Annotated in this window: 25 protein-coding genes; 12 read left to right on the top strand and 13 right to left on the bottom strand. The window is 64.3% G+C overall.

Translation table 11 applies throughout. From position 1 onward, the window contains the following. Positions 1–130: 130 nt before the first annotated feature. The 6 genes from KLP42_RS20020 to dnaN all read right to left on the bottom strand — a co-directional run bounded on the left by KLP42_RS20020 (position 131) and on the right by dnaN (position 4,745). Positions 131–1,111: a complex I NDUFA9 subunit family protein gene (locus KLP42_RS20020; protein WP_215568717.1), complete on the bottom strand. Its 981-nt coding sequence runs from the start codon at positions 1,109–1,111 to the stop codon at positions 131–133. Between the two features lie 139 nt (positions 1,112–1,250). Then, complete coding sequence (locus KLP42_RS20015; protein ID WP_215568716.1) at positions 1,251–1,538, bottom strand: DUF1330 domain-containing protein; 288 nt, start codon at positions 1,536–1,538, stop codon at positions 1,251–1,253. 40 nt (positions 1,539–1,578) lie between these two features. Beyond that, entirely contained in the window at positions 1,579–2,271 is a 693-nt protein-coding gene (gene pyrF / locus KLP42_RS20010; RefSeq protein ID WP_215568748.1) for an orotidine-5'-phosphate decarboxylase, read from the bottom strand. Positions 2,272–2,282: 11 nt separating this feature from the next. Beyond that, positions 2,283–2,882, bottom strand: a complete 600-nt coding sequence (locus KLP42_RS20005) for a histidine phosphatase family protein (protein ID WP_215568715.1) — start codon at positions 2,880–2,882, stop codon at positions 2,283–2,285. A 27-nt stretch (positions 2,883–2,909) separates the two neighbouring features. Beyond that, positions 2,910–3,503, bottom strand: coding sequence for a phospholipid N-methyltransferase PmtA (pmtA, locus tag KLP42_RS20000; protein ID WP_215568747.1), 594 nt, complete (start codon positions 3,501–3,503; stop codon positions 2,910–2,912). A gap of 123 nt (positions 3,504–3,626) precedes the next feature. After that, on the bottom strand, positions 3,627–4,745 hold the full coding sequence (gene dnaN / locus KLP42_RS19995) for a DNA polymerase III subunit beta (RefSeq protein ID WP_215568714.1): 1,119 nt from the start codon (positions 4,743–4,745) through the stop codon (positions 3,627–3,629). A 205-nt stretch (positions 4,746–4,950) separates the two neighbouring features. On the opposite strand from dnaN, the gene rsmI reads away from it, so the two are divergent. From rsmI to KLP42_RS19950, 9 genes are all read left to right on the top strand, one after another. After that, positions 4,951–5,910, top strand: coding sequence for a 16S rRNA (cytidine(1402)-2'-O)-methyltransferase (gene rsmI / locus KLP42_RS19990; RefSeq protein ID WP_502941327.1), 960 nt, complete (start codon positions 4,951–4,953; stop codon positions 5,908–5,910). Further along, positions 5,900–6,268: a YraN family protein gene (locus KLP42_RS19985; RefSeq protein ID WP_215568712.1), complete on the top strand. Its 369-nt coding sequence runs from the start codon at positions 5,900–5,902 to the stop codon at positions 6,266–6,268. Before rsmI ends, KLP42_RS19985 begins: the two co-directional genes overlap by 11 nt. A gap of 122 nt (positions 6,269–6,390) precedes the next feature. Beyond that, positions 6,391–7,707: a sn-glycerol-3-phosphate ABC transporter substrate-binding protein UgpB gene (gene ugpB, locus KLP42_RS19980; protein ID WP_215568711.1), complete on the top strand. Its 1,317-nt coding sequence runs from the start codon at positions 6,391–6,393 to the stop codon at positions 7,705–7,707. A 76-nt stretch (positions 7,708–7,783) separates the two neighbouring features. Beyond that, entirely contained in the window at positions 7,784–8,668 is an 885-nt protein-coding gene (gene ugpA / locus KLP42_RS19975; protein ID WP_215568710.1) for a sn-glycerol-3-phosphate ABC transporter permease UgpA, read from the top strand. A 10-nt stretch (positions 8,669–8,678) separates the two neighbouring features. Further along, positions 8,679–9,527 carry a sn-glycerol-3-phosphate ABC transporter permease UgpE gene (gene ugpE, locus KLP42_RS19970; protein ID WP_215568709.1) on the top strand — a complete coding sequence of 283 codons (849 nt, stop codon included), beginning with the start codon at positions 8,679–8,681 and terminating at the stop codon, positions 9,525–9,527. A 1-nt stretch (position 9,528) separates the two neighbouring features. Further along, positions 9,529–10,629, top strand: a complete 1,101-nt coding sequence (locus KLP42_RS19965; RefSeq protein WP_215568708.1) for a sn-glycerol-3-phosphate import ATP-binding protein UgpC — start codon at positions 9,529–9,531, stop codon at positions 10,627–10,629. A 73-nt stretch (positions 10,630–10,702) separates the two neighbouring features. Beyond that, entirely contained in the window at positions 10,703–11,650 is a 948-nt protein-coding gene (gene gshB / locus KLP42_RS19960) for a glutathione synthase (RefSeq protein ID WP_215568707.1), read from the top strand. Between the two features lie 215 nt (positions 11,651–11,865). After that, a complete protein-coding gene (locus KLP42_RS19955; protein WP_215568706.1) occupies positions 11,866–13,398 on the top strand; it encodes a YifB family Mg chelatase-like AAA ATPase in 1,533 nt (510 codons plus the stop codon). A 38-nt stretch (positions 13,399–13,436) separates the two neighbouring features. Beyond that, complete coding sequence (locus KLP42_RS19950) at positions 13,437–14,312, top strand: GNAT family N-acetyltransferase (RefSeq protein ID WP_215568705.1); 876 nt, start codon at positions 13,437–13,439, stop codon at positions 14,310–14,312. Positions 14,313–14,495: 183 nt separating this feature from the next. Here the strand turns inward: KLP42_RS19950 and cysK are convergent, their stop codons facing one another. Together cysK and KLP42_RS19940 are read right to left on the bottom strand one after the other, a co-directional pair. Then, a complete protein-coding gene (cysK, locus tag KLP42_RS19945; protein WP_215568704.1) occupies positions 14,496–15,464 on the bottom strand; it encodes a cysteine synthase A in 969 nt (322 codons plus the stop codon). A 202-nt stretch (positions 15,465–15,666) separates the two neighbouring features. Next, entirely contained in the window at positions 15,667–16,278 is a 612-nt protein-coding gene (locus tag KLP42_RS19940) for a LysE family translocator (protein WP_215568703.1), read from the bottom strand. A gap of 229 nt (positions 16,279–16,507) precedes the next feature. Between KLP42_RS19940 and KLP42_RS19935 the strand changes: the two genes are divergently transcribed. Continuing rightward, the gene (locus tag KLP42_RS19935; RefSeq protein WP_502941326.1) at positions 16,508–17,413 is read left to right on the top strand and encodes a DUF3313 domain-containing protein; all 906 of its coding nucleotides are present in this window, start codon (positions 16,508–16,510) and stop codon (positions 17,411–17,413) included. A gap of 37 nt (positions 17,414–17,450) precedes the next feature. On the opposite strand, the gene dut is transcribed toward KLP42_RS19935, so the two are convergent. After that, entirely contained in the window at positions 17,451–17,909 is a 459-nt protein-coding gene (dut, locus tag KLP42_RS19930; protein WP_215568702.1) for a dUTP diphosphatase, read from the bottom strand. Between the two features lie 88 nt (positions 17,910–17,997). On the opposite strand from dut, the gene KLP42_RS19925 reads away from it, so the two are divergent. Continuing rightward, positions 17,998–19,581 carry a peptide chain release factor 3 gene (locus KLP42_RS19925; RefSeq protein WP_215568701.1) on the top strand — a complete coding sequence of 528 codons (1,584 nt, stop codon included), beginning with the start codon at positions 17,998–18,000 and terminating at the stop codon, positions 19,579–19,581. Positions 19,582–19,782: 201 nt separating this feature from the next. Here KLP42_RS19925 and betC read toward each other — a convergent pair whose 3' ends face one another. Continuing rightward, a complete protein-coding gene (betC, locus tag KLP42_RS19920; protein WP_215568700.1) occupies positions 19,783–21,297 on the bottom strand; it encodes a choline-sulfatase in 1,515 nt (504 codons plus the stop codon). A gap of 7 nt (positions 21,298–21,304) precedes the next feature. Then, entirely contained in the window at positions 21,305–22,255 is a 951-nt protein-coding gene (locus tag KLP42_RS19915) for a choline ABC transporter substrate-binding protein (protein WP_215568699.1), read from the bottom strand. Positions 22,256–22,349: 94 nt separating this feature from the next. Here KLP42_RS19915 and KLP42_RS19910 point away from each other — a divergent pair, with 94 nt between their 5' ends. After that, positions 22,350–23,252, top strand: a complete 903-nt coding sequence (locus KLP42_RS19910; protein ID WP_215568698.1) for a choline sulfate utilization transcriptional regulator — start codon at positions 22,350–22,352, stop codon at positions 23,250–23,252. On the opposite strand, the gene otsA is transcribed toward KLP42_RS19910, so the two are convergent. Together otsA and otsB are read right to left on the bottom strand one after the other, a co-directional pair. Beyond that, positions 23,210–24,634, bottom strand: a complete 1,425-nt coding sequence (gene otsA, locus KLP42_RS19905) for an alpha,alpha-trehalose-phosphate synthase (UDP-forming) (protein WP_215568697.1) — start codon at positions 24,632–24,634, stop codon at positions 23,210–23,212. The two genes, KLP42_RS19910 and otsA, sit on opposite strands and share 43 nt — an antisense overlap. Before the next feature lie 31 nt (positions 24,635–24,665). Then, the gene (otsB, locus tag KLP42_RS19900) at positions 24,666–25,463 is read right to left on the bottom strand and encodes a trehalose-phosphatase (protein WP_215568696.1); all 798 of its coding nucleotides are present in this window, start codon (positions 25,461–25,463) and stop codon (positions 24,666–24,668) included. Positions 25,464–25,663 lie beyond the last annotated feature (200 nt).

The following is a 25,663-nucleotide window of genomic DNA, read 5'->3' as shown; positions in this document are numbered from 1 at the left end:
ACATCTTGATGAATTGGGGGTTAACGACAGCCTGTTTTCGCCTGCGGCTTTTGTGTCACATCAGCGAAACGAAAAATAGGCAGGCGAACGGCCTGCCTATCGGAACGGCATCGGTTGCCAGGGCGACGGCTCAGGCCGCCTTGCCGGCATTGGTGTACTGGCCGTGAACGCGGAAGCGCACCAGATAGCTCGGCAGGATGCTGGACAGCAGCGTCGGCGCGATGCCGAGGCCCTGCAGCGTGCGGCCCTCGCGCTCGGCCTCGGCGGAGACCACATTGTCCTTCTTCAGCAGCGTCACCTGATCGGCCGTCAGCGGCGGGGCGATCAGCGGCACGGCCGAGGCAATGCTGCCCATCAGCGAGGCAAGGCCGAAGGGAATGGAGACGAAACCGCGCTTGCGATAGGTGACGCGCAGCACCTCCTCGAGACACTGCTTGAAGGTCAGCACTTCGGCGCCGCCCAGTTCATAGATCGTGCCGGCGGCAAGCTTGCCATCCACCGAACGGGCCACGACTTCCGCCACGTCTTCCACGAAGACCGGCTGGAACTTGGTGTGGCCGCCGCCGATCAGCGGCAGGAAGGGCATGGTACGGGCCATGTCGGCAAACTTGTTGAAGAAGTTGTCTTCCTGGCCGAACACGATCGAGGGACGCAGGATGACCGCGCCCGGCAGCGTCTGGAGAATGGCCTGTTCGGCGCGACCCTTGGAGCGGGCATAGGCGGAGGCAGACTGTGCATCGGCGCCAATGGCGGAGATATGGGTCAGCGTGGCGCCAGCGGCGCGGGCGGCTTCGGCCACGGCCTTGGCACCGGCTTCCTGCACGGCGTCGAAATTGTTCTTGCCGCTTTCGAAGAGGATGCCGACACAGTTCACCACATGGTCGGCACCGGCGACGGCCTGATCGATGGAGGCGCGATAACGCAGGTTGGCCTGCACCAGCTGGATCTGGCCGACATAACCGAGCGGGCGCAGGAAGCCGGCGAGATCGGGGCGGCGCACGGCGACGCGAATCCGGTAGCCGCGCTTGGCGAGCGCGCGAACCACATGCCTGCCGACAAAACCCGAGCCCCCGAAGACGGTGACGAGCGGCGGAAGATTGGACATGGTCATGGGACTGCTCCGAAAGCCAAAGGGATCAATAGGTTTTCTCTAGCCCAAAGCGTGCACGAGGTGAAGTGTCAAGCGCAGCCTCGCACCTGCCCTGCGGCAAAAAGGGTTGAGCCTTTGACACTGCACCCGCACGGTGCCGTCAGATGCCTTCCACCACCAGCATTTCCGCATCCGCCACTTCCTGGCGGATCTTCGCGGCGGCCTGATATTCCGGCGAATGGTAGCAGTCGACGGCGTGCTGCACCGAGGGGAACTCGATCACCACATTTCGCGCACGCGACACGCCCTCGAGCGTGGTCACGGCGCCGCCACGGGCCAGAAAGGTCGCGCCATATTTCTCGAAGGCCGGCCGGGCGGCCGCGACATAATCCTTGTAGCGCTCCGCATCGCGCACATCGACGCGGGCAATCCAGTATCCCTTCGGCATGCTTCTCTCCCTTTGTGCTGTCTTGCGCGTATCCGGCGCCTCAGAGGGCGGATTTCATCTCGGCGAGGATTGCCTGGGCTGCGGCCAGCGGATCCTGCGCCTTGACGATCGGCCGGGCGACCACCAGATGGCTGGAGCCCGCCTTGATCGCGTCGAAGGGGGTCACCACCCGCTTCTGGTCGCCGGCATCGGCTCCCTTGGGACGGATGCCGGGGGTGACGAGCGCCATGTCCGGCCCGATGATCTTGCGTACGGCCGCCGATTCTTCCGCCGAACAGACGATGCCGCCCATGCCGGCCGCGCGCGCCTGTTCGGCCCTGGTCAGCACCAGCGTGTGCGGATCATATTCATAGCCCGCGTCGCGCAGGTCGGCATCGTCCATCGAGGTCAGCACGGTGACGCCGAGCAGGCAGAGGCTGGAGCCCTTCGCGGCTTCGACGGCGGCCCGCATCGCCTTCGGATAGGCATGCAGGGTCAGCATGGTCACGCCCATCTTCACGATGTTCTCGACGCCCTTCGCCACCGTGTTGTCGATATCGAGCAGCTTCATGTCGAGAAAGACCTGCTTGCCGTCGTCAATCAGGTCGCGGGCAAATTCCAGCCCGCCGGCAAAGGCCAGCTGGTAGCCGATCTTGTAGAAGGAGACCTCGTCGCCGAGCGTGCGAACCACGCATTCCGCTTCGCTCACTGTGGGAAGGTCGAGTCCGACGATCAAGCGGTCGCGTGCGGTCATGCCTGCGGTCATCACATGTCTCCTTGCCAGAATTCCATCGGCGTCCAGTCGCATGCAAGGCGGCAATCGGCAAGAGAGGGGCCAAGGAGGAAGGCGAAAAGATTGCCGCCGCCGCCCGGCTGGTCGCCATCGCGGGCAATCGGCCGGCCCGCCAGATGGCATTTCAGCAGCGTGCCGACGCCACCATGGCCGACAAAGGCGATCGGCCGGGCCGGATCGTGACCCGTGAGCGCACGGGCAATCGCCTCGACGATGCGCGACTGGGCGTCCACGGCGCGTTCCCAGCCCCGATAGCTTTCGGTCGGATGCGCAAAGAACCAGTCGGCCGCCGCCTCGAAGGCCGGCGGTGGCGGAAAGCCGGTGGCAGAGCGGTCGTTCTCGTGCATGGCGGCATCGCCTTGCGGCAGTACGCCGGCCGCCTCGGCAAGGATCGCCGCCGTCTCGACCGCCTTGCGCTCCTGGCTGGAGACGATGCGCGACAGCTGCCGGACCCAGGGCAGGGTTGCCGCCTGCCTCGTGCGGGCAATTCCCGTCTCCGAAAGACCCCAGTCCGGCACCGGCACCGCCGGATCGATCTTCACCTGCGGATGCGTAATGTAGAGGCCGAACATGGGCCAGCTCTCCTTGAAGACCGGTCGTCAGGGACGGGTATAGAGCCAGAGCTGTGCCGGGGGAATGTTGCGCACGACGAAATCGAAGTGGCGGATCTGGTAGCGCTCAGGCCGGGCGACGATCGGCGAGACTGCGCCATAGGTGATCTGGATCACCGGACGCCCGCGCGGCATGCGGTCCAGCAGGTCTTCCAGAAGCGCGATGCGCCGCTCCATCGGAAAGCTCAGCATGGGGATCGCCGAAATGACCGCATCGAACATTTCGCCATTGCGCTCGCCGAGCGTGCGACCGAGATCGAAGGCGTCGCCATTGATGAAATGCACGCCCGGGAAGTTGCGGGTCAGGTGCTGGTAGAAGTCGGTGGAGAATTCGATGGAGACCAGTTTCTCCGGCGCGATGCCGCGTTGCAGGATGGCCTTGGTGATGATGCCGGTGCCGGGACCGAGTTCGAGCACCGGCAGACCGGATTGCGGATTGATGACGCTTGCCATGCGACGGGCGGTGATGCCGGAGGTGGGCAGGATGGCGCCGACGCGCTTCGGTCCGTCCATCCATCCCTTGAAGAAGCGGATTTCCTCATCGAACTTGCGGCCAAGCCGCTGCTTCAAACGCAATTCCATCATGGTCTCCCGGTACGCCCCTCTTGGTTTTCAGGTGGCGCTTCATGGCGCAAAAACAAGAGAAAATGTCGCAATGAAAAATACGGCAAAAAAAGGGACCGGCGAACCGATCCCTTTTGATTTTCAGACCCGCATCGGCATCAGCACGTAAAGTGCGTCATCGCCGGCCGTATCCTTCACCAATGTGGGGGATCCGGCATCGGCCAGAAGGAAGATGGCGTCCTCGCCGGAAAGCTGGGCGGTGATATCGAGAAGATACTTGGCGTTGAAGCCGATCTCCATCGGATCGCTCTCGTAGCCGACGGCCACTTCTTCCGTCGCGCTGCCTGAATCCGGGTTGTTGACGGTGAGCAGCAGCTGGCCGTCGCTGAGCGCCAGCTTCACCGCACGGCCGCGCTCCGACGAAATGGTCGAGACGCGGTCCACGGCGCGGGTGAAGCTCTGGCAATCGACGCGCATTTCCTTGTCGTTGCCGGTCGGGATGACGCGCTGGTAATCGGGAAAGGTGCCGTCGATCAGCTTGGAGGTCATCACGATCGCGCCGATCGTCAGGCGGATCTTCGCATCCGACACCTCGACGGTGACCATGGCTTCCGGATCGTCGACCAGCTTCTGCAACTCGCCGACCGTCTTGCGCGGAATGATGATGCCCGGCATGCCTTCCGAACCCGAGGGGGCGATGATGTCGGCGCGGGCCAGGCGATGGCCGTCGGTGGCGACGGCGCGCAGCTTCAGCTCGCCGCCGGCCTCGATCGTGTGGAAGAAGATGCCGTTCAGGTAGTAGCGGGTCTCTTCGGTCGAGATGGCGAACTGGGTGCGGTCGATCAGCATCTTCAGATCGGTCGCCTTGATCTTGAAGCTGTGGCTGAAGGTGCCGGCGGTCAGGTCCGGGAAGTCGGATTCCGGCAGGCACTGCAGCGAGAACTTGGAACGGCCCGACTGCACGACCATGCTGCCGCCATCCGGATTGGTGGCAAGCCGCACTTCCGCGCCATCCGGCAGCTTGCGCACGATTTCATAGAGAAGGTGGGCGGGAACCGTGGTGGCGCCGGCCTGTTCGACCATGGCCGGCACTTCCTCGGTGATTTCCAGATCGAGGTCCGTCGCCTTCAGTGCCAGATCATTGCCCGCGGCGCGCAGCAGCACGTTCGACAGGATCGGGATCGTGTTGCGGCGCTCCACGACCCTGTGGACGTGGTTCAGCGATTTCAGGAGGTTGGACCGCTCAAGAGTAATACGCATGACGCTACCGCTTTCGACCGTGCCGGTCCGCAGGGACCGGATGTTATGCTTGTCCGTCAGAGCTGGTCGGACGATGTGGACGGGCAAAATGGCAGAGTTTTTAACGAAAAGGCAAGGGGTGCCGTCCGGTCGCCGCAGGATTTCCGCAGCGCACCTGACACTTCGCACAGGTTTCCACATGCCGCAGTGGCCGTGCTTGCTGAAAATGCCGGCCTCGCCCATAAAGGCGGCAGGCAAGAGAAGGGTCCGGGATACAGTGACGCAAGACGAAGGCAGTGGGCAGCGCACCTACCGGGTGGGCAATGTGGCGATACCGGCGCGGCCGCTGGAGCCGGCGCTCTATCTGGTCGCCACGCCGATCGGCAATCTCGGCGACATCACGCTGCGGGCGCTGGAAACGCTGGCGGGCGCCGATGTGCTGGCCTGCGAGGATACGCGCGTGACCCGCGTGCTGCTCGATCGCTACGGCATTGCCGCCCGTCCGCTCGCCTATCACGAGCACAATGCCAACGAGGCGGGGCCGCGGCTGATCGCGGCGCTGGACGGCGGGCGCTCGGTGGCGCTGGTCTCCGATGCCGGCACGCCGCTCGTTTCCGATCCGGGCTATCGGCTGGGTCAGCTGGCGCTGGCGGCCGGCCACAGGGTGGTGCCGATCCCCGGTCCCTCCGCGCCGCTGGCGGCGCTTGTCGGCTCCGGGCTTCCCTCCGATGCCTTCCTGTTTGCCGGTTTCCTGCCGGTGAAGGAAAAGGGGCGGCGCGACCGGCTGGCGGAACTCGCCAGGATCCCCGCGACACTGATCTTCTTTGAATCGCCGCACCGCATCGCCGACACGCTGGCGATTGCCGCCGACGTGCTGGGGCCCGAGCGTGCGGCCTGCATGTGTCGCGAGCTGACCAAGACCTTCGAGGAATTCCGCCGCGGCCCGCTCGGACAGCTGGCCGGGGAGATTGCCGGCGCAACGGTGAAGGGCGAGATCGTGCTCGTTGTCGGACCGCCGGCCCATGACGATGTGCCGGCCGCCATCGACGTGGATGTGATGCTGCGCGAACTGGCCGCCGGCATGCCGGCCACCAAGGCGGCCGCCGAGGCGGCGCGCCTGACCGGCCTTTCCCGCAAGGACCTCTATCAGCGGCTCATCGAACTGAAGGGCGACGATGGCGGCTGAGGCTGGACGCAGCAGACGCCGCAGCGCGGAGCGTCGCGGGCGCTTCGCCGAGATTGTCGCGGCCCTGTATCTCAGCCTTAGAGGCTATCGAATCCTTGCCCTGCGCTACCGTACGCCGGTCGGAGAAATCGACATCATCGCCCGCAGGAGGGACCTCGTCGCCTTCGTCGAGGTGAAGGCGAGGCGTGATGTGCGCGATGCGCTCGATGCCGTCGGTCCCGCAGCGCAGCATCGCATACGTTCCGCCGGAGACTGCTGGCTGGCAAGGCAGAAGGACGCCCATCTCCTGTCCCTGCGCTACGATATCGTTGCAGTGCAAAAATGGAAGCTTCCGCGCCACTTTGTGGATGCTTTCTGAAAAAATTGCAAAGCTGTGCAATTTAGGTCATTCCTGTAACGGTCCGGACATAAAAACTTTAAGGAACTGTCACAATAGGCAGCTAAGCCACCCGGACTCGACCAAACGATGAGGGAGTGAACATGTTCAAGAAGCTTACTTTGGCCGCAGCGGCGCTGGCGCTGTCGGCTACGACGTCGCTTGCGGCAACCGAGATCACCTGGTGGCACGCCATGGGCGGCGAACTCGGCAAGAAGCTTGAGGAAATCGCCACCAAGTTCAACGCGAGCCAGAGCGATTACAAGGTCGTGCCCGTCTACAAGGGCTCCTATCCGGAAACGCTGACGGCCGCGATTGCCGCGTTCCGCGCCAACCAGCAGCCGGCCATCGTACAGGTCTTCGAAGTCGGCACCGGCACCATGATGGCCGCCAAGGGCGCCGTCTATCCGGTCTACAAGCTGATGAAGGACGAAGGCGAAAGCTTCGATCCGAAGTCCTACCTCGCTCCGGTCGTCGGTTACTATTCGGACACGCAGGGCAACATCCTGTCGCTGCCCTTCAACTCCTCCACCCCGATCCTCTACTACAACAAGGACGTCTTCAAGAAGGCTGGCCTTGATCCGGAAGTCGCGCCGAAGACCTGGAAGGAAGTCGAAGACTTCTCCAAGAAGATCGTGTCCTCCGGCGCTGCCAAGTGCGGCTTCACCTCGGCCTGGATCACCTGGGTTCAGACGGAAAACCTGTCCGCCCTGCACGACCAGCCCTTCGGCACGCTGGAAAACGGCTTTGGCGGCCTGAAGACGCAGTTCACCTTCAACGGTCCGGTTCAGGTCAAGCACTGGGCCAATCTGAAGAAGTGGCAGGACGAGGGCCTCTTCAAGTATGGCGGCCCGGTTGGCGGCGACAATGCGGCCACCATGTTCTATGCCCAGGAATGCGCCATGACGATGAACTCGTCGGCCGGTCGTGCAGGCGTCATCAACAATGCCAAGGACTTCACGCCCGGCTTTGCGCCGCTGCCCTACTATGACGACGTCATCAAGCAGCCGAAGAACTCCATCATCGGCGGCGCGACGCTCTGGGTGCTGAACGGCAAGGACAAGGCTGTCTACAAGGGCGTTGCCAAGTTCTTCACCTACCTCTCCAAGCCGGAAGTCCAGGCCGACTGGCACCAGTTCACCGGCTATCTGCCGATCACCAATGCCGCCTATGATCTCGGCAAGAGCCAGGGCTATTATGCCAAGAACCCGGGTTCGGACATCGCCATCGAGCAGATCACCCGCGGCACGCCGAGCGCCAACTCGAAGGGTCTGCGCTTTGGCAACTTCACCCAGGTTCGCACGATCGTGGACGAAGAGTTCCAGTCGCTGCTGGCCGGCAAGAAGGACGCCAAGCAGGCTCTCGACAGCGCCGTCGAGCGTGGCAACAAGCTGCTGCGCGAATTCGAAGCGGCCAACTGATCGCATATGACCCTTGCGGGAGGGCCGGCTCGTGCCGGTCCTCCTTTCGTTTGTCCGGCAAACTCCGGGGCGCCTCATGGAAACAAAGAAAACCACCTTCGACAGCCGGCTGCTGCCCTACCTGCTGCTGGCGCCTCAGTTGTTCATCACGCTGGTCTTCTTCATCTGGCCGGCGGCTCAGGCGGTGAAATCCTCCTTCGAGCGCGAAGACCCTTTCGGCCTGTCGACGGCCTTTGTCGGGCTGCTGCATTACCAGCGCCTGTTCGAGGATCCCAACTACATCGATGCGCTGTTGCGCACCGCCGTCTTCGCCGTCTCCGTCACGGCGCTGTCCATGGTGCTGGGTCTTGCCTTTGCCGCCGCCGTCGACCGGCTGGTGCGCACCGGCCGGGTCTATACGACGCTTCTGGTCTGGCCCTATGCGGTGGCCCCGGTCGTTGCCGGCGTGCTCTGGTGGTTCCTGTTCAACAGCACGACCGGCCTGATGCCCTTCTTCCTGGAAAAGGTCGGCATCCACTGGGACCATGATCTGAACGGCACGCAGGCGATGATCCTGATCATCATTGCCGCCGCCTGGAAGCAGGTGTCCTACAACTTCCTGTTCTTCCTCGCCGGCCTGCAATCGGTGCCGCAGTCGCTGATGGAAGCGGCTGCCATCGACGGTTCCGGCCCGGTGAAGCGCTTCTTCACCATCTCGCTGCCGCTGCTGTCGCCCACCACCTTCTTCCTGTTCATCATCAACGTGAACTACACGATGTTCGACACCTTCCCGATCGTGGATGCAACGACGGTGGGCGGTCCGGCGCAGGCCACGACGACGCTCGTCTACAAGGTCTACCAGGACGGCTACCTGGGACTGAATCTCGGCTCGTCCTCGGCGCAGTCCGTGCTTCTGATGATGATCGTCATGGTGCTGACCTTCGTGCAGTTCCGCTATGTCGAACGCCGCGTGCAGTATTGAGGTGAAGACCATGGTTGAAAACCGTCCCTTCCTGACCTTCCTGACCCACGCCTTCCTGATCCTCGGCTTCGCGGTGGTGGCCCTGCCGGTCTATGTGGCAATCATTGCCTCCACCCATGACATCGCCACGCTGATGAGCGGGCCGGTGCCGCTGTTGCCGGGCTCGCATCTCATCGAAAACTACAGCATGATCCTGACCAGCGCCTCGGCCGCCAACGGGCTGCCGAACTATTCGCACATGGCGCTGAACTCGCTGATCATGGCGGTGGCGATCACCGTCGGAAAGATCTCGATCTCGATCCTCTCGGCCTTCGCGATCGTCTATTTCCGCTTTCCCTTCCGGCAGCTCGCCTTCTGGATCATCTTCGTGACGCTGATGCTGCCGGTCGAGGTGCGCATCATGCCGACCTACAAGATCGTCGCAGACCTCGGCATGCTGAATTCCTGGGCGGGGCTGACCATTCCCCTGATCGCCTCGGCAACCGCCACCTTCCTGTTCCGCCAGTTCTTCATGACAGTGCCGGACGAGATGCTGGAGGCGGCGCGCGTCGATGGCGCAGGACCGATGAAGTTCTTCCGCGACATCCTGCTGCCGCTGTCGCGGACCAATATCGGCGCGCTCTGCGTCATCCTCTTCATCTACGGCTGGGTGCAGTATCTGTGGCCGCTGCTGGTGACCACCGATCCCGGCTATTACACGCTGATGATGGGCATGAAGCGCATGGTGACCGTGCAGGACGGCGTCATCCAGTGGCAGCTGGTGATGGCAGGCTCCGTGCTTGCCATGCTGCCCCCCATTCTGATCGTCATTTTCATGCAACGGCTGTTCATCCGCGGCCTGACAGAAACGGAGAAGTAAGATGGCTGGCATCAAGATAGCCGGTGTGTCGAAGATCTATGCCGGCGGCGTGAAGGCGGTCAATTCCGTCTCCATCGACATCGCGGATGGCGAGTTCATCGTGCTGGTCGGTCCCTCCGGCTGCGGCAAGTCCACGCTGCTGCGCATGATCGCCGGGCTGGAAGGCATTTCCGACGGCGAGGTGTCGATCGGCGGCAGGGTGGTCAACCGCATGGAGCCGGCCGAGCGCGATATCGCCATGGTGTTCCAGAACTATGCGCTTTATCCGCACATGACGGTCTATCAGAACCTCGCCTATGGCCTGAGGAACCGCGGCACGCCGAAGGCGGAAATCGATGCCCGCGTGGCGGAAGCTGCCCGCATGCTGGAAATCACCCAGTATCTGGAACGCAAGCCGCGCGCGCTGTCCGGCGGCCAGCGCCAGCGTGTGGCCATGGGCCGCGCCATCGTGCGCAAGCCGGCGGCCTTCCTGTTCGACGAGCCGCTGTCCAACCTTGATGCAAAGCTGCGCGTCTCGATGCGCGGCGAGATCAAGCGCCTGCAGCGGCGCCTCGGCACCACCTCGATCTATGTCACACACGATCAGCTGGAAGCCATGACGCTGGCTGACCGGCTGGTGGTGCTGAACGGCGGCCGCATCGAGCAGATCGGCTCGCCGCTCGAAGTCTATCACGCCCCGGCCTCCACCTTCGTCGCAAGCTTCATCGGCTCGCCGGCCATGAACCTCGTCTCCGGCGAACTGCACGGCAATCGCCTGGCGATCGGCCCGGCGGTGATCGAACTCGGCGCCCAGGCACCGGCCTCCGGCCCGGTGACCGTCGGCATTCGTGCCGAGGACCTGCGGCTTGCCCGCGACGGCGAGGCCGCGCTGCCGCTGAACGTGGATTATGTCGAGGAGCTGGGGGCCCAGCGTCTCGTGCATGGCCAGGTGGGCGACCAGATGCTGACGGTGGCGCTGTCGCCGGCGATCGCCATCGGCGAGCAGCTTTCGCTTGCCATCGATCCGGCCCGCCTGCACTTCTTCGCCGTGGATGGCGGCCGGCGGATCGGCGAGGGTTCCGTGCCGGCTCATGCATCCGCCCCGGTGGCGCAACCCGTGTGACCCGCTCTGCCGGGCCGTTGCCATTGCCCGCCCGGCGTCCTACATCTGACGGGCAATTCAAGAGGGACAGGGTATGGCCAAGATCCGCAAAGTCGCGTTCCAGATGGACCATGTGTCCGGCATCAACATCGCCGGCGATTCCACTTTCGCCATGGCGCTGGAGGCGCAGGCGCGAGGCTACGAACTATATCACTACACGCCCGACCGGCTGACCATGCGCGACGGCCGCATCTTTGCCGCCGTGGAGCCGATGACGGTGCGCGACGAGAAGGGCAGTCACTTCACGCTTGGCGAGCGTGAGCGTGTCGATCTGTCCAGCATGGATGTCATCCATCTGCGGCAGGACCCGCCCTTCGACATGGCCTACATCACCTCCACCCATCTGCTGGAGCGCCTGCATCCGAAGACGCTGGTGGTGAACGATCCGGCCTGGGTGCGCAATTCGCCGGAGAAGATCTTCGTCACCGAATTTGCCGATCTGATGCCGCCGACGCTGATCACCCGCGACATCGGCGAGATTGCCCGCTTCCGCGAGGAACTGGGCGACATCATCCTGAAGCCGCTCTACGGCAATGGCGGCGCAGGCGTGTTCCACTCGGCACGCGACGACCGCAATTTCTCCTCGCTGCTCGAAATGTTCGGCCAGATGTATCGCGAACCCTTCATTGCACAAGGATATCTGCCGGCGGTGCGCAAGGGCGACAAGCGCATCCTGCTCGTCAATGGCGAGGCGGTGGGCGCCATCAACCGCGTGCCGGCCGAGCATGACGCCCGCTCCAACATGCATGTCGGCGGCCGCGCCGAAGCGACCGAACTGACGGCGCGCGAAAAGGAGATCTGCGAACGCATCGGGCCTGCCCTTCGCGAACGCGGCTTCCTCTTCGTCGGCATCGACGTGATCGGCGACTTCATGACCGAGATCAACGTGACCTCGCCGACCGGCATTCGGGAAGTGAAGAAATTCGGCGGTGCCGATGTCGCGGCCCTGTTGTGGGATGCCATCGAAGTCAAAAGAAGCTGATTGAAATTCAACTTGTTGCCATGCGCCGGGGCGTTTCCGTTCTGGCGCTTTTTTGTTCCTCGAGTGCAACTAAAGAAAATTCTAATACATTTGGGGCGCGAAATCGTTCCGCGAATGTTCTTGTTTTAGACCTGCAACTGTGCTTGATTGCAGAAAGGGCGCCCAGACAACCGATATCTGTGGAACGCAGGCGCCCGCCAGGGGGCAGGTGGGGCATGGTGGCGCGCGTCAGCACGGTTGCATTCCAGGGCATCGAGGGGGTGCCCGTCGATGTTCAGGTCATGGTGGGGCCGGGCAAGCTCGGCATGCAGATCGTCGGCCTGCCGGACAAGGCGGTGGCCGAAAGCCGCGAACGGGTGCAGGCGGCCCTGCATGCCTCAGGGCTGGCGCTGCCGCCAAAGAAGGTGACGGTCAACCTCGCGCCCGCCGATCTTCCCAAGGAGGGCTCGCATTTCGACCTGCCGATCGCGCTCGGCCTGATGGCGGTGCTCGGCGCCATTCCCGCCGAGGCGCTGTCGAGCTATGTGGTGCTCGGCGAGTTGAACCTCGATGGAACGCTGGCGGCCGTGGCGGGTGCGTTGCCGGCGGCGATCGGCGCCAATGCGCTCGGCAAGGGACTGATCTGCCCGGCCGACAGCGGCGCCGAGGCTGCCTGGGCCGGGTCCGATATCGACATTCTCGCGCCGCGCAGTCTGATTGCGCTCGCCAATCATTTCCGCGGTACGCAGGTTCTTGCGCGTCCGCAGCCGGCCATCCGTGCGCCGGCCGCCAATCTGCCGGATCTCGCCGACATCAAGGGGCAGGAAAGCGCCAAGCGGGCGCTGGAAGTGGCGGCGGCCGGCGGGCACAATCTGCTGATGGTCGGCCCGCCCGGCTCGGGCAAGTCCATGCTCGCGGCACGGCTGCCCTCGATCCTGCCGCCGCTTTCTGCCGCCGAACTCCTGGAAGTGTCGATGATCCATTCCATCGCCGGGCAGCTGTCGGGCGGCAAGCTGTCCGACCGCCGGCCGTTCCGCACGCCGCACCATTCCGCCACCATGGCGGCGCTGGTGGGCGGAGGGTTGCGGGCGAAACCGGGGGAGGCATCGCTTTCCCATCACGGCGTGCTGTTCCTCGACGAATTTCCGGAATTTGCGCCGCAGGTGCTGGATGCGCTTCGCCAGCCGCTGGAGACGGGGGAATGCGTGATTGCCAGGGCCAATCACCGGGTGTCCTATCCGGCCAGCATCCAGCTGGTGGCGGCGATGAATCCCTGCCGCTGCGGCATGGCGGGCGAACCGGGCCATAGCTGCGCACGCGGCCCGCGCTGCGTCAGCGATTATCAAAGCCGCATCTCGGGACCGCTGATGGACCGTATTGACATCCGCATCGACGTGCCGGCGGTCTCGGCTGCCGACCTCATCCGCCCGCGCCCGGCCGAAAGCAGCGCCACGGTGGCGGCGCGGGTCGCCCGCGCCCGCGAGCGACAGCTGCAGCGTTTCGCCGACGCCGGCCTGCCTGAGATTTCCACCAATGCCCGCTGCTCGACGGCGCTCATCGAGGATTTCGCCGCCCCCGACGCGGCCGGCATGCAGTTGCTGCGCGACGCGGCGGAAAAGCTGAAATTCTCCGCCCGCGGCTATCACCGCATCCTGAAGGTCTCCCGCACGCTCGCCGATCTGGACGGCGAGGACAAGGTCGGCCGCATTCATCTCGCCGAGGCGATCTCCTACCGGATCGCGGGAGAACGCTTGACTGCAGCGGCGTGAGGAGCCACGACTTCGTCGTCAAAAGGTGAGGACAGGGCTTGGAACTGCGGCGCATCGACAGGCACGCTCTTGAATGGCATGACCGCTTTTTTGCTCATCTGGAATCTGTTTTCGACATCAGGAATTTTGCCGGCTGGGCAAGATGCGGTGGCTGGGGCGACCGCTATGAAGTCTTTGCCCTGTCCGAGGGGGAGGATATCTGTGCCACCATCGGCGTGACCGTGCTGGACGGACGGTCGGGCGAGGGCGGACCCGTGCCGGTGCGCCAGCTGGGAGCCGTTGCAACCCGCCTGCAGGATCGCCGGCGGGGGCTCGCGCGCCGGCTATTGGACCATGTGCTTGCGGAGGCGGATCGTGAAGGCGCTCCTGTTCTGCTGTTTGGCAATCCCTCAGTGGCCGATTTCTATCCACGCTTCGGCTTTCGGCGCCTGATACCGGATCGCCTGTTTCTCGATCTTCCGCCGGGCGGCGAAACCACGAATTCTCCCGGGCGACGCCTCGATCCGGAGAGGCCGGAGGACCGGGCCCTGCTGATCAGCTGGTGTGAGAGGGCTGGGGCGCATGGAGGCGTGCTTTCGGCGCGGCCAGATGCCTCCATCCTGCTCTGGCATCTCTTGAACACGGATGTTGCCGCCCATGTTCTGCCAGAGGGACGGGGGCTGGCTTTCGTTGATGCGGCAGACGAGGGGGTTATGCTCTGCGACTGGCTTTCGCAGGACGGACTGCCCGACCCGGACCTGCTGCTGTCGGTTGCGGCCCCGCTTGGCGGGCGGATTGAGCTGGGTTTCGTGCCCCGCGAAGGCGCGATGGTGAAGCGTTTGAACCGGGTTCCCTGGCCTGAGGCCTACATGTTCTGGCGTGGTGACGCCCTGCCGGAGGGCATCTTGCGCTTTCCAGCCCTGATGATGACCTGAGGCGGCGGCACGGCGCGGCTTGCATCGTCGCTTCAGGCAAGGAACCACTGTTCAGATATTCCATCCCATCGGCGGCCGAACCCGTCTTGCCGAAACATCGCCGATGGGGATTTTTCTATTCGCTATTCGCTATTCGCTATTCGCTATTCGCTATTCGCTATTCGCTATTCGCTATTCGCTCGATCATCCACCCAGCCCTTCGAACAGCGCCGTCGAAAGATAGCGCTCGGCAAAGGAGGGAATGATGACGACGAGGTTCTTGCCCTCGTTTTCCGGACGCTGGCCGATGCGGATGGCGGCGGTCAGCGCGGCGCCGGAGGAAATGCCGACGGGAACGCCTTCGAGGCGGGCGACATGGCGGGCCATCTCGATGGCGTCGGCGCTGGCAACCGTCACCACCTCGTCATAGATCGAGGTGTCGAGGATTTTCGGAGCAAAGCCGGCACCGATGCCCTGGATCTTGTGCGGGCCGGGTTCGCCGCCCGAGAGCACCGGGGATTCGGCCGGTTCGACGGCAAACACCTTGAGGTCCGGCTTGCGGGCCTTCAACACCTGGCCGACGCCGGTGATGGTGCCGCCGGTGCCGATGCCGGCGACGAAGAGATCGATCTTGCCGTCGGTGTCGTTCCAGATTTCCTCGGCCGTCGTCTGGCGGTGGATTTCCGGATTGGCCGGGTTTTCGAACTGTTGGGGAATGATGGCGTCCGGCAGGCTGGCGGCCAGTTCCTCGGCCTTGGCAATGGCGCCCTTCATTCCCTTCGGACCTTCGGTCAGCACCAGTTCGGCGCCAAGCAGCGCCAGCATCTTGCGACGCTCGACAGACATGGTTTCCGGCATGGTGAGGATCAGCCGGTAGCCCTTGGCGGCGGCGGCGAAGGCGAGCGCAATGCCGGTATTGCCGGAGGTCGGTTCGATCAGCGTCGTGCGGCCGGGCGCGATCCGCCCTTGCGCTTCCAGGCTTTCGATCATGGCAACCCCGATGCGGTCCTTCACGGAGGCGATCGGGTTGAAGAATTCCAGCTTGGCCAGAAGATTGGCCTTCACGCCCTTTTCCCTGGCCAGCTTGTCGAGACGCACGATCGGCGTATTGCCGATGGTGTCGATGATGGAGGCATAGATCTTGCCGCGGCCGGGCTTGGCGGTGTCGGACATGGTGTTTCTCCCAGAGACTGTCATTGCAGACGACATTAGGGCCGAACCGCCAGGACGGCGAGGGGCTGTCTTTGCGCAATCGCCCCGCTTGCGGAAAAATCTTTGCCCGTCATCCGGTTGTGCCGGCGCATTCCGATACGCCTGTTCGCCGCCTTCGCGGCGCAAATGCGTCGCTGCAGCCTTCCGGAAGATGCGCGAGGGCTCAGCGAGCGGCGATATAGGCCGCGGTCCCGGCCAGGATCCCGGCGGCGGAGCGGTTGAGCGCCTGCAGCGCCTTCGGCTTCTTCAGAAGGTCGCGTGCCTTGGAGGCGAGCAGGATATAGGGCAGAAGCACCGCCATCAGCACGATGAAGGTGGTCGCCACCAGGGCGGCATAATCGCCGGGTCCGATCTTCTCCAGCGGCAGCAGGGTCGGCACCAGCGCCACGTAGAACAGCATGGTCTTCGGATTGCCGAGCGTCACCAGCAGGCCGGAGAGAAAGGCCATGCCACCGGTTGCCCCGCGCGTTGCCTCGATATCCTGCCGCAGCAGGCCGGCCGTCCAGAGCTTCCAGGCGATGTAGCAGAGATAGAGCACGCCGAGATACTTGATGATCAGAAAGGGCGTGGTGAAGTTCTGCGCCACGATGGCAAGCCCCAGCACCACCGCGGTGAGATAGACCAGATCGCCGAGGATGAGGCCAAGGCCCATGAAGAAGGTGGGGCGGAAGCCGGAGCCGAGCGCCCGTGCCACGATCGCTGTCATGCCCGGCCCCGGAATGGCGGCGGCGATGAACAGGGCGAGTGCATAGGTGAAGAGCGTGGTCAGCGTCATGATGGATCTCCCTGCGGCTCTCATGCCGCATTGCGGGCCGATCGGCAATGGCAAATCCGCCAGATTGCCGGGCGGCAGGAAAGCCCGCGCATTGCCCCAAAAAAAGCCAAATGCTGCCGTCCAAGCGGCATTCGATTTAAGGTACCAAACGGTACTGAATGGAACGAGCCTGCGGGCGACGGAGAACATCTTGCCAGACACGATCTTGACCTGCCTGTCACGAGCCCGGATGCCGGGACGCTGCCGCACGAACCCGTTGGGGCACCATGTCCGTTCCGTTGCATCCGTGCCGCAATCGCCGAAAGGGGCGGGGCTGCGACGCGGCACGCTGGCACCGGCTCTGCTGATGCTCGGTTTCGGCGTGGCGGGCTGCAGTTCGGTCCCCCTCAAGGAGGCTGGATCGCTGACCTCCTACAGTCGCCTCGGCCCGGTGGAGGGGCGCGTTACGAAATCGCGCAGCTTCGCGGATACGCCAGCGCTTCTCGCGGCAAGATCCGTGTCGATAGAGCCGGCGAGGATTGCGCCCGGTGCCGCCGCCGAGGTCAATGAGCCCGCCCAGGACAGACTGGTCGCCAATGCGCTGGACCGCGCGCTCTGCATCGGCCTCAGCGATCGGTACCGGGTGGTGCCGCCGGGCGAGACGGCGGATCTGACCGTCAGGGCGACGATCACCGATATCGTGCCGACCGGCAAGGTCGCCGCCGGCGTATCGAAGGTTGCGACGCTCGGCTCCTCGGCGGTTCTGCCCGTGGGCGTGCCGCGCCTGCCGATCGGGCTGGGTGGCCTTGCCGTGGAGGCGGAGGCGGTCGATGCGGCCGGCCAGCAGCGGGCCGCCATCGTCTGGTCGCGCGGTGCCAATTCCATCACCAACAGCCCGCGCGTTTCCGAGATCGGCGATGCCTACGGCCTTGCCGGCACCTTTGCCGGCGAATTTTCGCGCATGCTGGTGAAGGGTGAAAGACCGGCGGGAATCGATCTCGACCTGCCCTCCGGCCAGCGGCTGAAATCGCAACTGGGCGGGGCGCCGAAATATGCGGCCTGCGACGCCTTCGGCCGGGCGCCGGGCGTCGGCGGTTTCGTGGCAAGCGCGGTGGGCGCGCCGCCATCCTGGGCGGACAAGGCCGGAGCGAAGTAGGGCTCTGGCCGTCGGCCAAAGCCCGGCCGGCGCTTCGTCAGACCCCTGTCGACCCGAAGCCGCCGGCACCGCGCGCGGTCTCGCTGAAGCCGTCGGCTTCCTGCACCTGCGCCTGCACCACCGGGGAAACAACCAGCTGCGCGATGCGCATGCCGCGCTCGATGATAAAATCCCGGTCGCCGAGATTGACGAGCAGCACCTTCACCTCGCCGCGATAATCGCTGTCGATGGTGCCGGGCGTGTTCAGGCAGGTGATGCCGTTCTTGAAGGCTAGGCCGGAGCGCGGGCGCACCTGCACCTCGAAGCCTTCCGGAATTTCGAAGACGAAGCCTGTCGGCACCAGTGCCCTTTGTCCCGGTACGAGCGTCATCGGCTCGGTCAGGGCGGCGCGCACATCCATGCCGGCGGCGCCGCGTGTCTCGTAGGCCGGCAGGTCGATCCCCTCGCCATGCGGCAGGCGGATGAGCTTGATGGCGGGGCCGATGATATCGCGCATGGGACGGTTTCCTTCCTGTGTTTGCCGGTCAATTGCATAAAGCGCCCAAAATCGCTAGATACGCGGCAACTCAAAGGATTTGCACGACATGGCCGAAAGCATTGCCGAGGCGGTTTCCCGCCGCCGAACCTTCGCGATCATCGCGCACCCGGACGCGGGCAAGACGACACTGACGGAAAAGCTGCTGCTGTTCGGCGGCGCCATCCAGCTCGCTGGTGAAGTGAAGGCGAAGAAGGACCGCATCCAGACCCGCTCGGACTGGATGAAGATCGAACGCGAGCGCGGCATCTCGGTCGTCACCTCGGTGATGACCTTCGAATATGAAGGCAATATCTTCAACATTCTCGATACGCCCGGCCACGAGGACTTTGCCGACGACACCTATCGCACGCTGACGGCGGTGGATGCCGCGGTGATGGTGATCGACGGCGCCAAGGGCATCGAGCCGCGCACGCTGAAGCTGTTCGAAGTCTGCCGCATGCGCGACATTCCGATCATCACCTTCGTCAACAAGATGGACCGCGAAGCGCGCGATACCTTCGAGATCCTCGACGAGGTGGAGGAGAAGCTGGCGCTCGATACGGCGCCGATCACCTGGCCGGTCGGCCGCTCGAAGAATTTCTGCGGCTCCTACAACCTCGCCAACAACACCTATCGCAGCTCCGACACGCAGGTGGAGCCGATGCCGGTCAACGGTCCGCAAAGCGTGGCGGAAAACCTGCCGGAAAACGAACGCGATGCCTTCATCGACGAGCTGGAACTGGCGCGCGAGGCCTGCCGTCCCTTCGACAAGCAGGCTTTCCTCGAAGGCCACATGACACCGGTCTTCTTCGGCTCGGCGCTGCGCAATTTCGGCGTGCGCGACCTCATCAACGCGCTCGGCGCGTTCGCGCCGCCGCCGCGCGACCAGGTGGCGGATGTGCGCACCGTGCATGCGGCGGAAGACAAGATGACGGCCTTCGTCTTCAAGATCCAGGCCAACATGGACCCCAACCACCGCGACCGTATCGCCTTTGCCCGCATCTGCTCCGGCAAGCTGGAACGCGGCATGAAGGCGCGTCTGGCCCGCACCGGCAAGCAGATGGGGCTGACGGCGCCGCAATTCTTCTTCGCCTCGCAGCGCCAGCTGGCCGATACGGCCTATGCGGGGGACGTGGTGGGCATTCCGAACCACGGCACGCTGCGCATCGGCGATACGCTGACGGAAGGCGAGAACCTCGTCTTCCAGGGCGTGCCGAACTTTTCGCCGGAAATCCTGCGCCGCGTGCGGCTCGAAGATGCCATGAAGGCCAAGAAGCTGAAGGAAGCCCTGCAGCAGATGGCGGAAGAGGGCGTCGTGCAGCTGTTTTCGCCGGAAGACGGCTCGCCCGCCATCGTCGGCGTGGTCGGCGCCCTGCAGCTCGACGTGCTGAAGGAACGGCTCTCTGCGGAATACAGCCTGCCGGTTTCCTTCGAAATGTCGCGCTTTTCCGTCTGCCGCTGGATTTCGTCGGACAACAAGGCGGAGATGGACAAATTCCTCACCGTCAAGCGCGGCGACATTGCCCGCGATCTCGACGGCGATCCGGTGTTCCTGGCGCAGGATTCGTTCTCGCTGCGCTACGAGTCGGAACGCTATCCGGCGATCAAGATGGTGGCGATCAAGGAATATCACGTCGCCAAGGCGGCGTGAGGGGCTTCCCCTCCCAACCCTCCCCACAAGGGGGAGGGCTTTAACTCAGCCGACCCGCCCAAGCAGATCGAAGCGCCGGCGGGCGCCGCAAAGGGTCTTCCTCCTTGTGGGGGAGATGTCCGGCAGGACAGAGGGGGTTTTCCCATATGCGAGAGCCCTGCCGCCTTGTGCGAGGATGCCAGCCAGAGAGGCAAGAGCGCGTCACTCCCCCCGCGGAAAACGCTGGTTCTCCTCCAGCACGTTGAGATCCATGTGGTTGCGCATGTAGCGCTCGGACGCCTTTTGCAGCGGCTGGTAGTCCCAGGGGAAATAGGCGCCGTTGCGCAGCGCCCGGTAGACCACCCAGCGCCGCGCCTGGCTTTCGCGCACCGCCTCGTCATAGCGGCGCAGATCCCAGCGCGCCAGCATGGCACCGGTCATTCGGATCATGGTTCCGGCATGTTCCGGCCGTTCCGCCAGGTTGTCGCGCTCGTGCGGGTCGGTGTCCAGATCAAACAGCAGCGGCGGATCGGCGTCGCAGAGCGTCAGCTTGTAGCGGCCGTCGCGCAGGCCGATCAGCGGCGCGATGGACCCTTCGGCCGCATATTCCATCGGCACGGCACCGCGGCTGCCGCGGCCCTCGGCAAGCGGGGCAAGATCCTCGCCGTCTGTCCAGCGCCGGATGCGGGAGAGGTCCAGCCCGGCAAGACCGGCGAGGGTCGGTGTGACGTCCAGCGTCGACACAGGCTGGGGGATACAGGCCGGCTGCCAGCCGGGCGCCGCGATCATCAGCGGCACGCGGGCGGAGCCTTCGAAGAAGCACATCTTGAACCACAAGCCCTTCTCGCCCAGCATGTCGCCATGGTCGGAGACGAAGAGGATGATGGTGTTGTCCGCCATGCGCGTGCGCTCGAGCACGTCGAGGATCTCGCCGATCTTGTCGTCGACATAGGAGATGTTGGCAAAGTAACCGCGCCGTGCGCGCCGCACCTGGTCCGGCGTGATGTCGAAGGCGCGGAAATCACAGGCCTCCAGCAGGCGCCTGGAATGCGGGTCGAGCGCCTCGAAGGCGGGGATCGGGCCGGGCGGGTCAAGCTCCGGGCAGTCCTCGTAAAGGTCCCAGTATCTGCGGCGCGCCACATAGGGATCGTGCGGATGGGTAAAGCTCACGGTCAGGCACCAGGGGCGCGCGTCCTTGCGGCGGGACAGATCGTAGAGCCTTGCGGTGGCATGGTAGGCCACCTCGTCATCATATTCCATCTGGTTGGTGATTTCGGCGATCCCCGCGCCGGTGACGGAACCGAGATTGTGGTACCACCAGTCGATGCGTTCTCCGGGCTTGGTATAGTCCGGTGTCCAGCCGAAATCGGCGGGATAGATGTCGGTGGTCAGCCGCTTCTCGAAACCGTGCAACTGATCCGGCCCGACGAAATGCATCTTGCCGGAGAGCGCCGTGTAATAGCCGGCCGAGCGCAGGTGGTGCGCATAGGTCGGGATATCCGAGGCGAATTCGGCTGCATTGTCATAGACGCGGGTGCGGCTCGGCAGCTGGCCGGACATGAAGCTTGCCCGCGCCGGCGCGCAGAGCGGGCTTGCGGTATAGGTATTGGCGAAGCGCACGGAGCGCTTCGCCAGTTCTTTCAGGTGCGGTGCATGCAGAAACTCGGCGGGACCATCGGGAAACAGCGTGCCGTTCAGCTGGTCCACCATCAGGATCAGGATATTGGGCTGCGTCATGGTGTGATCACAGACCCAACGCCGTCTTGATCGCGGGAAGCGCGGGTTTGCCATCCAGCGTCGTGACGCCCGAGAGCCAGGGTTCGACCGTCTTCGGGTTTGCCTTCAGCCAGGCGGTGGCCGCAGCCTTCGGGTCTTCGCCGCCGAGGATCGCGCCCATCAACTCGTTCTCCATGCCGATCTCGAAGCGCATGTTCCTGAACAGCGCCGCGGCATTCTGGCATTTGGCCGGCCAGCCGGTGCGCGCCAGCGTATAGACCTCCGCCCCGCCGTAATTGGCACCGAAATAGGCATCGCCGCCGGAAAGATAGGTGAGCTTGAATTTCGTGTTCATCGGGTGCGGCGCCCAGGCCAGAAACACGATGTCGCCCTTGTCGCGCCCGGCGCGTTCCACCTGCGCCAGCATGGCCTGCTCGCCGGATTCGACCAGTTCCCAGCCCTTCAGGCCGAAATCATTGGCGTCGATCATCTTCTGGATATTGGCATTGGCCGGCGCGCCGGGCTCGATGCCGTAGATCTTCCTGCCAAAACCATCCGCCTGCTTGGCAAGATCGGAGAAATCCCTGACCCCCTTGTCCGCCACATAGGAGGGCACGGCGAGCGTGAACTTGGCGCCTTCCAGGTTCTTGGCCAGCACCTCGATTGCCTTCGCGGCCGTGAGATCATCGATGAAGGCCTTCTGCGCCGGCATCCAGTTGCCGAGGAAGACGTCGATCTCGCCGTTCTTCATCGACTGGTAGCCGATCGGAACGGAGAGCGTCTTGACATCGGGCTGGTAACCGAGCGCGGAGAGAACCACGGCAGCCGTGGCATTGGTGGCGGTGATATCCGTCCAGCCGGGATCGGAGAGCCGGATGGTCTTGCAGGATGCCTCGTCTGAGGCAAAGGCGCCGGTCGCTGCGGCAAAGGAAAGGCTGATGCCGGCGAGAAGCCGGAAAATGCGCGAAGTGGTTTTCATTGCAGTTCCCCATTTATTCGAGCAGTTTATTGAACATCGGCCGCAAGCGGCCTGTGAAGGCGGTGTTTTTCAATCGCAGCCAAAAGGAATTTCTATGGGTGAGCGACCGCTGGATCTCGGCTGGATCAGGATGTTCTGCGAGGTCGGACGAACCGGAAACCTGACGCTGGCGGCCGAGAGGCTCGGCCTCAGCCAGCCGGCTGTCAGCTATCAGATCCGCCGGATCGAGGAGCAGTTGCGCGTGTCGCTGTTCGAACGGCAGCATCGCGGCGTGGCGCTGACCGCCGATGGGCGGCGCCTGTTCGATATCCTGTCGAAAAGCGTCGACGAGGTTGACGTTCTGGTGAAGAGCCTGCGGCAGCGCCCCAGCCGTCCGGCCCTGCGGCTGCGCACCGATTACGCCTTTTCCACGCTCTGGCTGATGCCGCGGGTGCATGCCTTCCGCAGCCGGCATCCGGGTGCCGATATCCAGATCGTGGCGACGCATCGGGATGCGGGCCTCGTGGTGGAGGAGGGAGAGGTGGCCGTGGTGTTCGGCACGCGGGAGGAGTTTGGCACAAGCGGCAGCCTGCTTCTGCCGGAACGGGTTGCGCCGGTCTGCACGCCCCGCTTTCTCGCAGGCCACGGACCGCTTGCGACCCCCGCCGAGATTGCCGGTGCACGGCTGCTGCATCTCGATACGCTGGGATCGGCGCCGTGGTATGACTGGGCGAGCTATCTGCGGGAGCTCGGCACCCGCCATGATCTGTCGCCGGATGAGGGCGAATTCTGCTTCAACACCTATGCCCTCGTCATCCAGGCGGCGCTCGCCGACCAGGGCCTGGCGATCGGCTGGCTGGGGCTTGTCGACCAGCTGATCGACAGCGGCATGCTGGTGGTCACGGGGCCTGAACTTGGCGCTGCCGACCGCGGATACTGGCTTTTGCCGCCCTCCCACCCGAACGAGGGAACGGATCAGCTCTGCGCGTGGCTGAGCGTGGCATTTGCGGCGGCATAATCTTCCACCTCGGATGTCAGGTCGATGAGGAAGTCGTCGCACCACCGCTTCACGTCATGCTCCAGCAGGTGGTCCATCATCCCCCGCCAACGGTTGATGCGCTCGTCGCGGCTCATGGTGAGGGCCCGCGCGATCGCGTTGGCCGTACCCTCGATGTCATAGGGATTGACGAGCAGCGATCCTCGCAGTTCGCGGGCCGCCCCGGCAAAGCGGGAGAGAACCAGCACGCCCGGATCCTCCGGATCCTGCGCCGCGACGAATTCCTTGGCCACCAGGTTCATGCCGTCGCGCAGGGGTGTCACGAGCCCGACTTTCGCCAGCCGGTAGAGACCGGCCAGCACCGGGCGGCCGATCGAGCGGTTGATATAGCGGATCGGCACCCAGTCCACGGTGCCGAGCGCGCCGTTCACCCGGCCCGCCTGTTCGGCGACGGTGCGCTGCATCGCCTCGTATTCCGGCACTTCCGAGCGCGATTTCGGGGTGATCTGCAGATAGCTGACCTTGCCCTGGTGGCCGGGATTGCGCGAGACGAAGCTTTCATAGGCATCGATGCGCTGGGTGATGCCCTTGGAGTAATCCAGCCGGTCGACGCCGATGATCAGATCGCGACCTTCGAGGCTCTGCCGGGCCTTGCGCACCATCACGCTGCCGGCGGCCTTCCGGGCGAAATCGGCAAAGGCGGCGGTTTCGATGCCGATCGAGTAGAAGCCGCCCTTGAAGGTGCGGCCGTGCGACTGGAAGAGGCCGTCGCCGATGGCATTGCCAAACCCCTCGCGCACCAGGCAGCCGCGGAAGTTTTCCAGATCGTGGTCGGTCTGGAAGCCGACGAGATCGTAATGGGTGAGACCCCGCATGATCTCCTCATGCACCGGCATGGCAAACAGCACGTCGGCCGGCGGCCAGGGAATGTGCAGGAAGAAGCCGATGCGGTTCTTGATGCCCATCTGGCGCAGTTCGGCGGCCAGCGGGATCAGGTGATAGTCATGCACCCAGATCGTGTCGTCCGGCTTCAGCAGCGGCGCCAGGCGATGGGCGAAGAAGCGGTTGACGCGGAAATAGCCGGCCATTTCCTTGCGGGCATATTCGGCAAGGTCCAGCCGGTAGTGGCAGATCGGCCAGAGCACGCGGTTGGCAAAACCGTGGTAATATTCCTCCACGTCCGTCTTCGTCAGATCGGTCAGCGCGTAGGTGATGTTGCCGCGCTCCGTCAGTTCCAGCGGCGCCGGATCTTTGGTGCCGCTCGATTTGCCGGACCAGCCCATCCACACGCCGCCGCGCTCTTCCAGCGCGGCCTGCAGCGCCACGGCCAGGCCGCCGGCGGGCGCCGTGCCGTTCTTTTCCGGCATCGGAACGCGGTTGGATATCACGACAAGTCGGCTCAAGGATGGTGCTCCTTCTGGTGGGATCGGCGGGTCATGGCCCGGCGAGGCTCTTCAGCATGGCGCGCAGGGCGCCGGCGGATGGAATGATTGTCTTTGCGGCGGTCTCGTCGGCCGGCTCGCCGATGCGGATCGAGCGGCCGCCGAGTTCGTTTGCCACCTTGAACATGGCCTCGTCGGTCAGGTCGTCGCCGATGGCGATCGGCTTGCGGCCGGCAAACGGTGGTTCCGACAGAAAGGCCCGGACGGCCGCTCCCTTGCTGGCGCGTGCCGGGCGGATTTCGATCACCATCTTGCCGCGCTGCAGGGCATAATCCGGCCCGGCCTCCTCCAGCGCCGAATGCATCACCGCTTCCAGCGCGGCCTGCCATTCCGGCGCCTGCCGGTAATGGGCGGCAACGGCGGCGCCCTTGTCCTCGATCAGGATCCCCTTCCAGTCGGCGGTGACGCGTTCGAGCGAGCGCTTCAGCGCGCCGAAGGCCGGATCGGCCGAAACGCTGTCGACGGAGCCATTCGCACGTCGCCGTTCTGCCCCGTGCAGGCCGGCAATCGGCAGGGTCAGCGGCTGAAACAGCTGGTCCGCATAGACAAGGGCGCGACCGGTGACGAGCGCCAGCGCTCCCTCCAGCCGTTGCGACACGGCGCGCAGGTGATCGGCAAGATCCGGCGGCACGACGATGCCCTCCGGCGTCTCGGCGAGATCGATCAGTGTCCCGTCAATGTCGAGAAAAAGCGCATGGCCGTGCGGGTCTGTGCGCAAAAGGTCGAGCGCCTGGCCATCCGGTTGCGAAGCGTCCGCTTCGGCTTCACGTGATGTGTCGGTCGGTAACATGGGGCAAGATGTAGGCCGCCAGCGACTGATGACAAGGGCGGAGGCCTCCGTTCCGGATGGCAATGCCGTCATGAAATCGACATCTTGCTGCCGGATCGCCCTTGAATGCAGGCGTTTGCGTGCTAACCCTCGCTTAAGATTTTGAGCCGATCCTTTCAGGTATTCGCCGCCTTGCGCGGCGCGATTTGGAGCTGGAAAAC

This window comes from Rhizobium sp. CSW-27 (assembly GCF_018760785.1).
Lineage (GTDB): Bacteria > Pseudomonadota > Alphaproteobacteria > Rhizobiales > Rhizobiaceae > Neorhizobium.
This window is presented reverse-complemented; position numbering and strand designations above follow the sequence as displayed.

Bases quoted from the DNA above. Each gene is read 5' to 3' on its own strand.
- KLP42_RS19915 (WP_215568699.1), bottom strand. From the start codon at position 22,255: ATGAAAACCACTTCGCGCATTTTCCGGCTTCTCGCCGGCATCAGCCTT.
- KLP42_RS19985 (WP_215568712.1), top strand. From the start codon at position 5,900: ATGGCGGCTGAGGCTGGACGCAGCAGACGCCGCAGCGCGGAGCGTCGC.
- KLP42_RS19955 (WP_215568706.1), top strand. From the start codon at position 11,866: ATGGTGGCGCGCGTCAGCACGGTTGCATTCCAGGGCATCGAGGGGGTG.
- KLP42_RS19940 (WP_215568703.1), bottom strand. From the start codon at position 16,278: ATGACGCTGACCACGCTCTTCACCTATGCACTCGCCCTGTTCATCGCC.
- KLP42_RS19965 (WP_215568708.1), top strand. From the start codon at position 9,529: ATGGCTGGCATCAAGATAGCCGGTGTGTCGAAGATCTATGCCGGCGGC.
- KLP42_RS20020 (WP_215568717.1), bottom strand. From the start codon at position 1,111: ATGACCATGTCCAATCTTCCGCCGCTCGTCACCGTCTTCGGGGGCTCG.
- ugpE (WP_215568709.1), top strand. From the start codon at position 8,679: ATGGTTGAAAACCGTCCCTTCCTGACCTTCCTGACCCACGCCTTCCTG.
- KLP42_RS20005 (WP_215568715.1), bottom strand. From the start codon at position 2,882: ATGTTCGGCCTCTACATTACGCATCCGCAGGTGAAGATCGATCCGGCG.
- otsB (WP_215568696.1), bottom strand. From the start codon at position 25,463: ATGTTACCGACCGACACATCACGTGAAGCCGAAGCGGACGCTTCGCAA.
- dnaN (WP_215568714.1), bottom strand. From the start codon at position 4,745: ATGCGTATTACTCTTGAGCGGTCCAACCTCCTGAAATCGCTGAACCAC.
- KLP42_RS19935 (WP_502941326.1), top strand. From the start codon at position 16,508: ATGCCGGGACGCTGCCGCACGAACCCGTTGGGGCACCATGTCCGTTCC.
- pmtA (WP_215568747.1), bottom strand. From the start codon at position 3,503: ATGGAATTGCGTTTGAAGCAGCGGCTTGGCCGCAAGTTCGATGAGGAA.
- KLP42_RS20015 (WP_215568716.1), bottom strand. From the start codon at position 1,538: ATGCCGAAGGGATACTGGATTGCCCGCGTCGATGTGCGCGATGCGGAG.
- KLP42_RS19925 (WP_215568701.1), top strand. From the start codon at position 17,998: ATGGCCGAAAGCATTGCCGAGGCGGTTTCCCGCCGCCGAACCTTCGCG.
- cysK (WP_215568704.1), bottom strand. From the start codon at position 15,464: ATGTCCGACACCGCCAAGCCCGGCCGCGGCAAGATCTATGCCTCCATC.
- ugpB (WP_215568711.1), top strand. From the start codon at position 6,391: ATGTTCAAGAAGCTTACTTTGGCCGCAGCGGCGCTGGCGCTGTCGGCT.
- betC (WP_215568700.1), bottom strand. From the start codon at position 21,297: ATGACGCAGCCCAATATCCTGATCCTGATGGTGGACCAGCTGAACGGC.
- gshB (WP_215568707.1), top strand. From the start codon at position 10,703: ATGGCCAAGATCCGCAAAGTCGCGTTCCAGATGGACCATGTGTCCGGC.
- ugpA (WP_215568710.1), top strand. From the start codon at position 7,784: ATGGAAACAAAGAAAACCACCTTCGACAGCCGGCTGCTGCCCTACCTG.
- KLP42_RS19910 (WP_215568698.1), top strand. From the start codon at position 22,350: ATGGGTGAGCGACCGCTGGATCTCGGCTGGATCAGGATGTTCTGCGAG.
- dut (WP_215568702.1), bottom strand. From the start codon at position 17,909: ATGCGCGATATCATCGGCCCCGCCATCAAGCTCATCCGCCTGCCGCAT.
- pyrF (WP_215568748.1), bottom strand. From the start codon at position 2,271: ATGACCGCACGCGACCGCTTGATCGTCGGACTCGACCTTCCCACAGTG.
- rsmI (WP_502941327.1), top strand. From the start codon at position 4,951: ATGCCGGCCTCGCCCATAAAGGCGGCAGGCAAGAGAAGGGTCCGGGAT.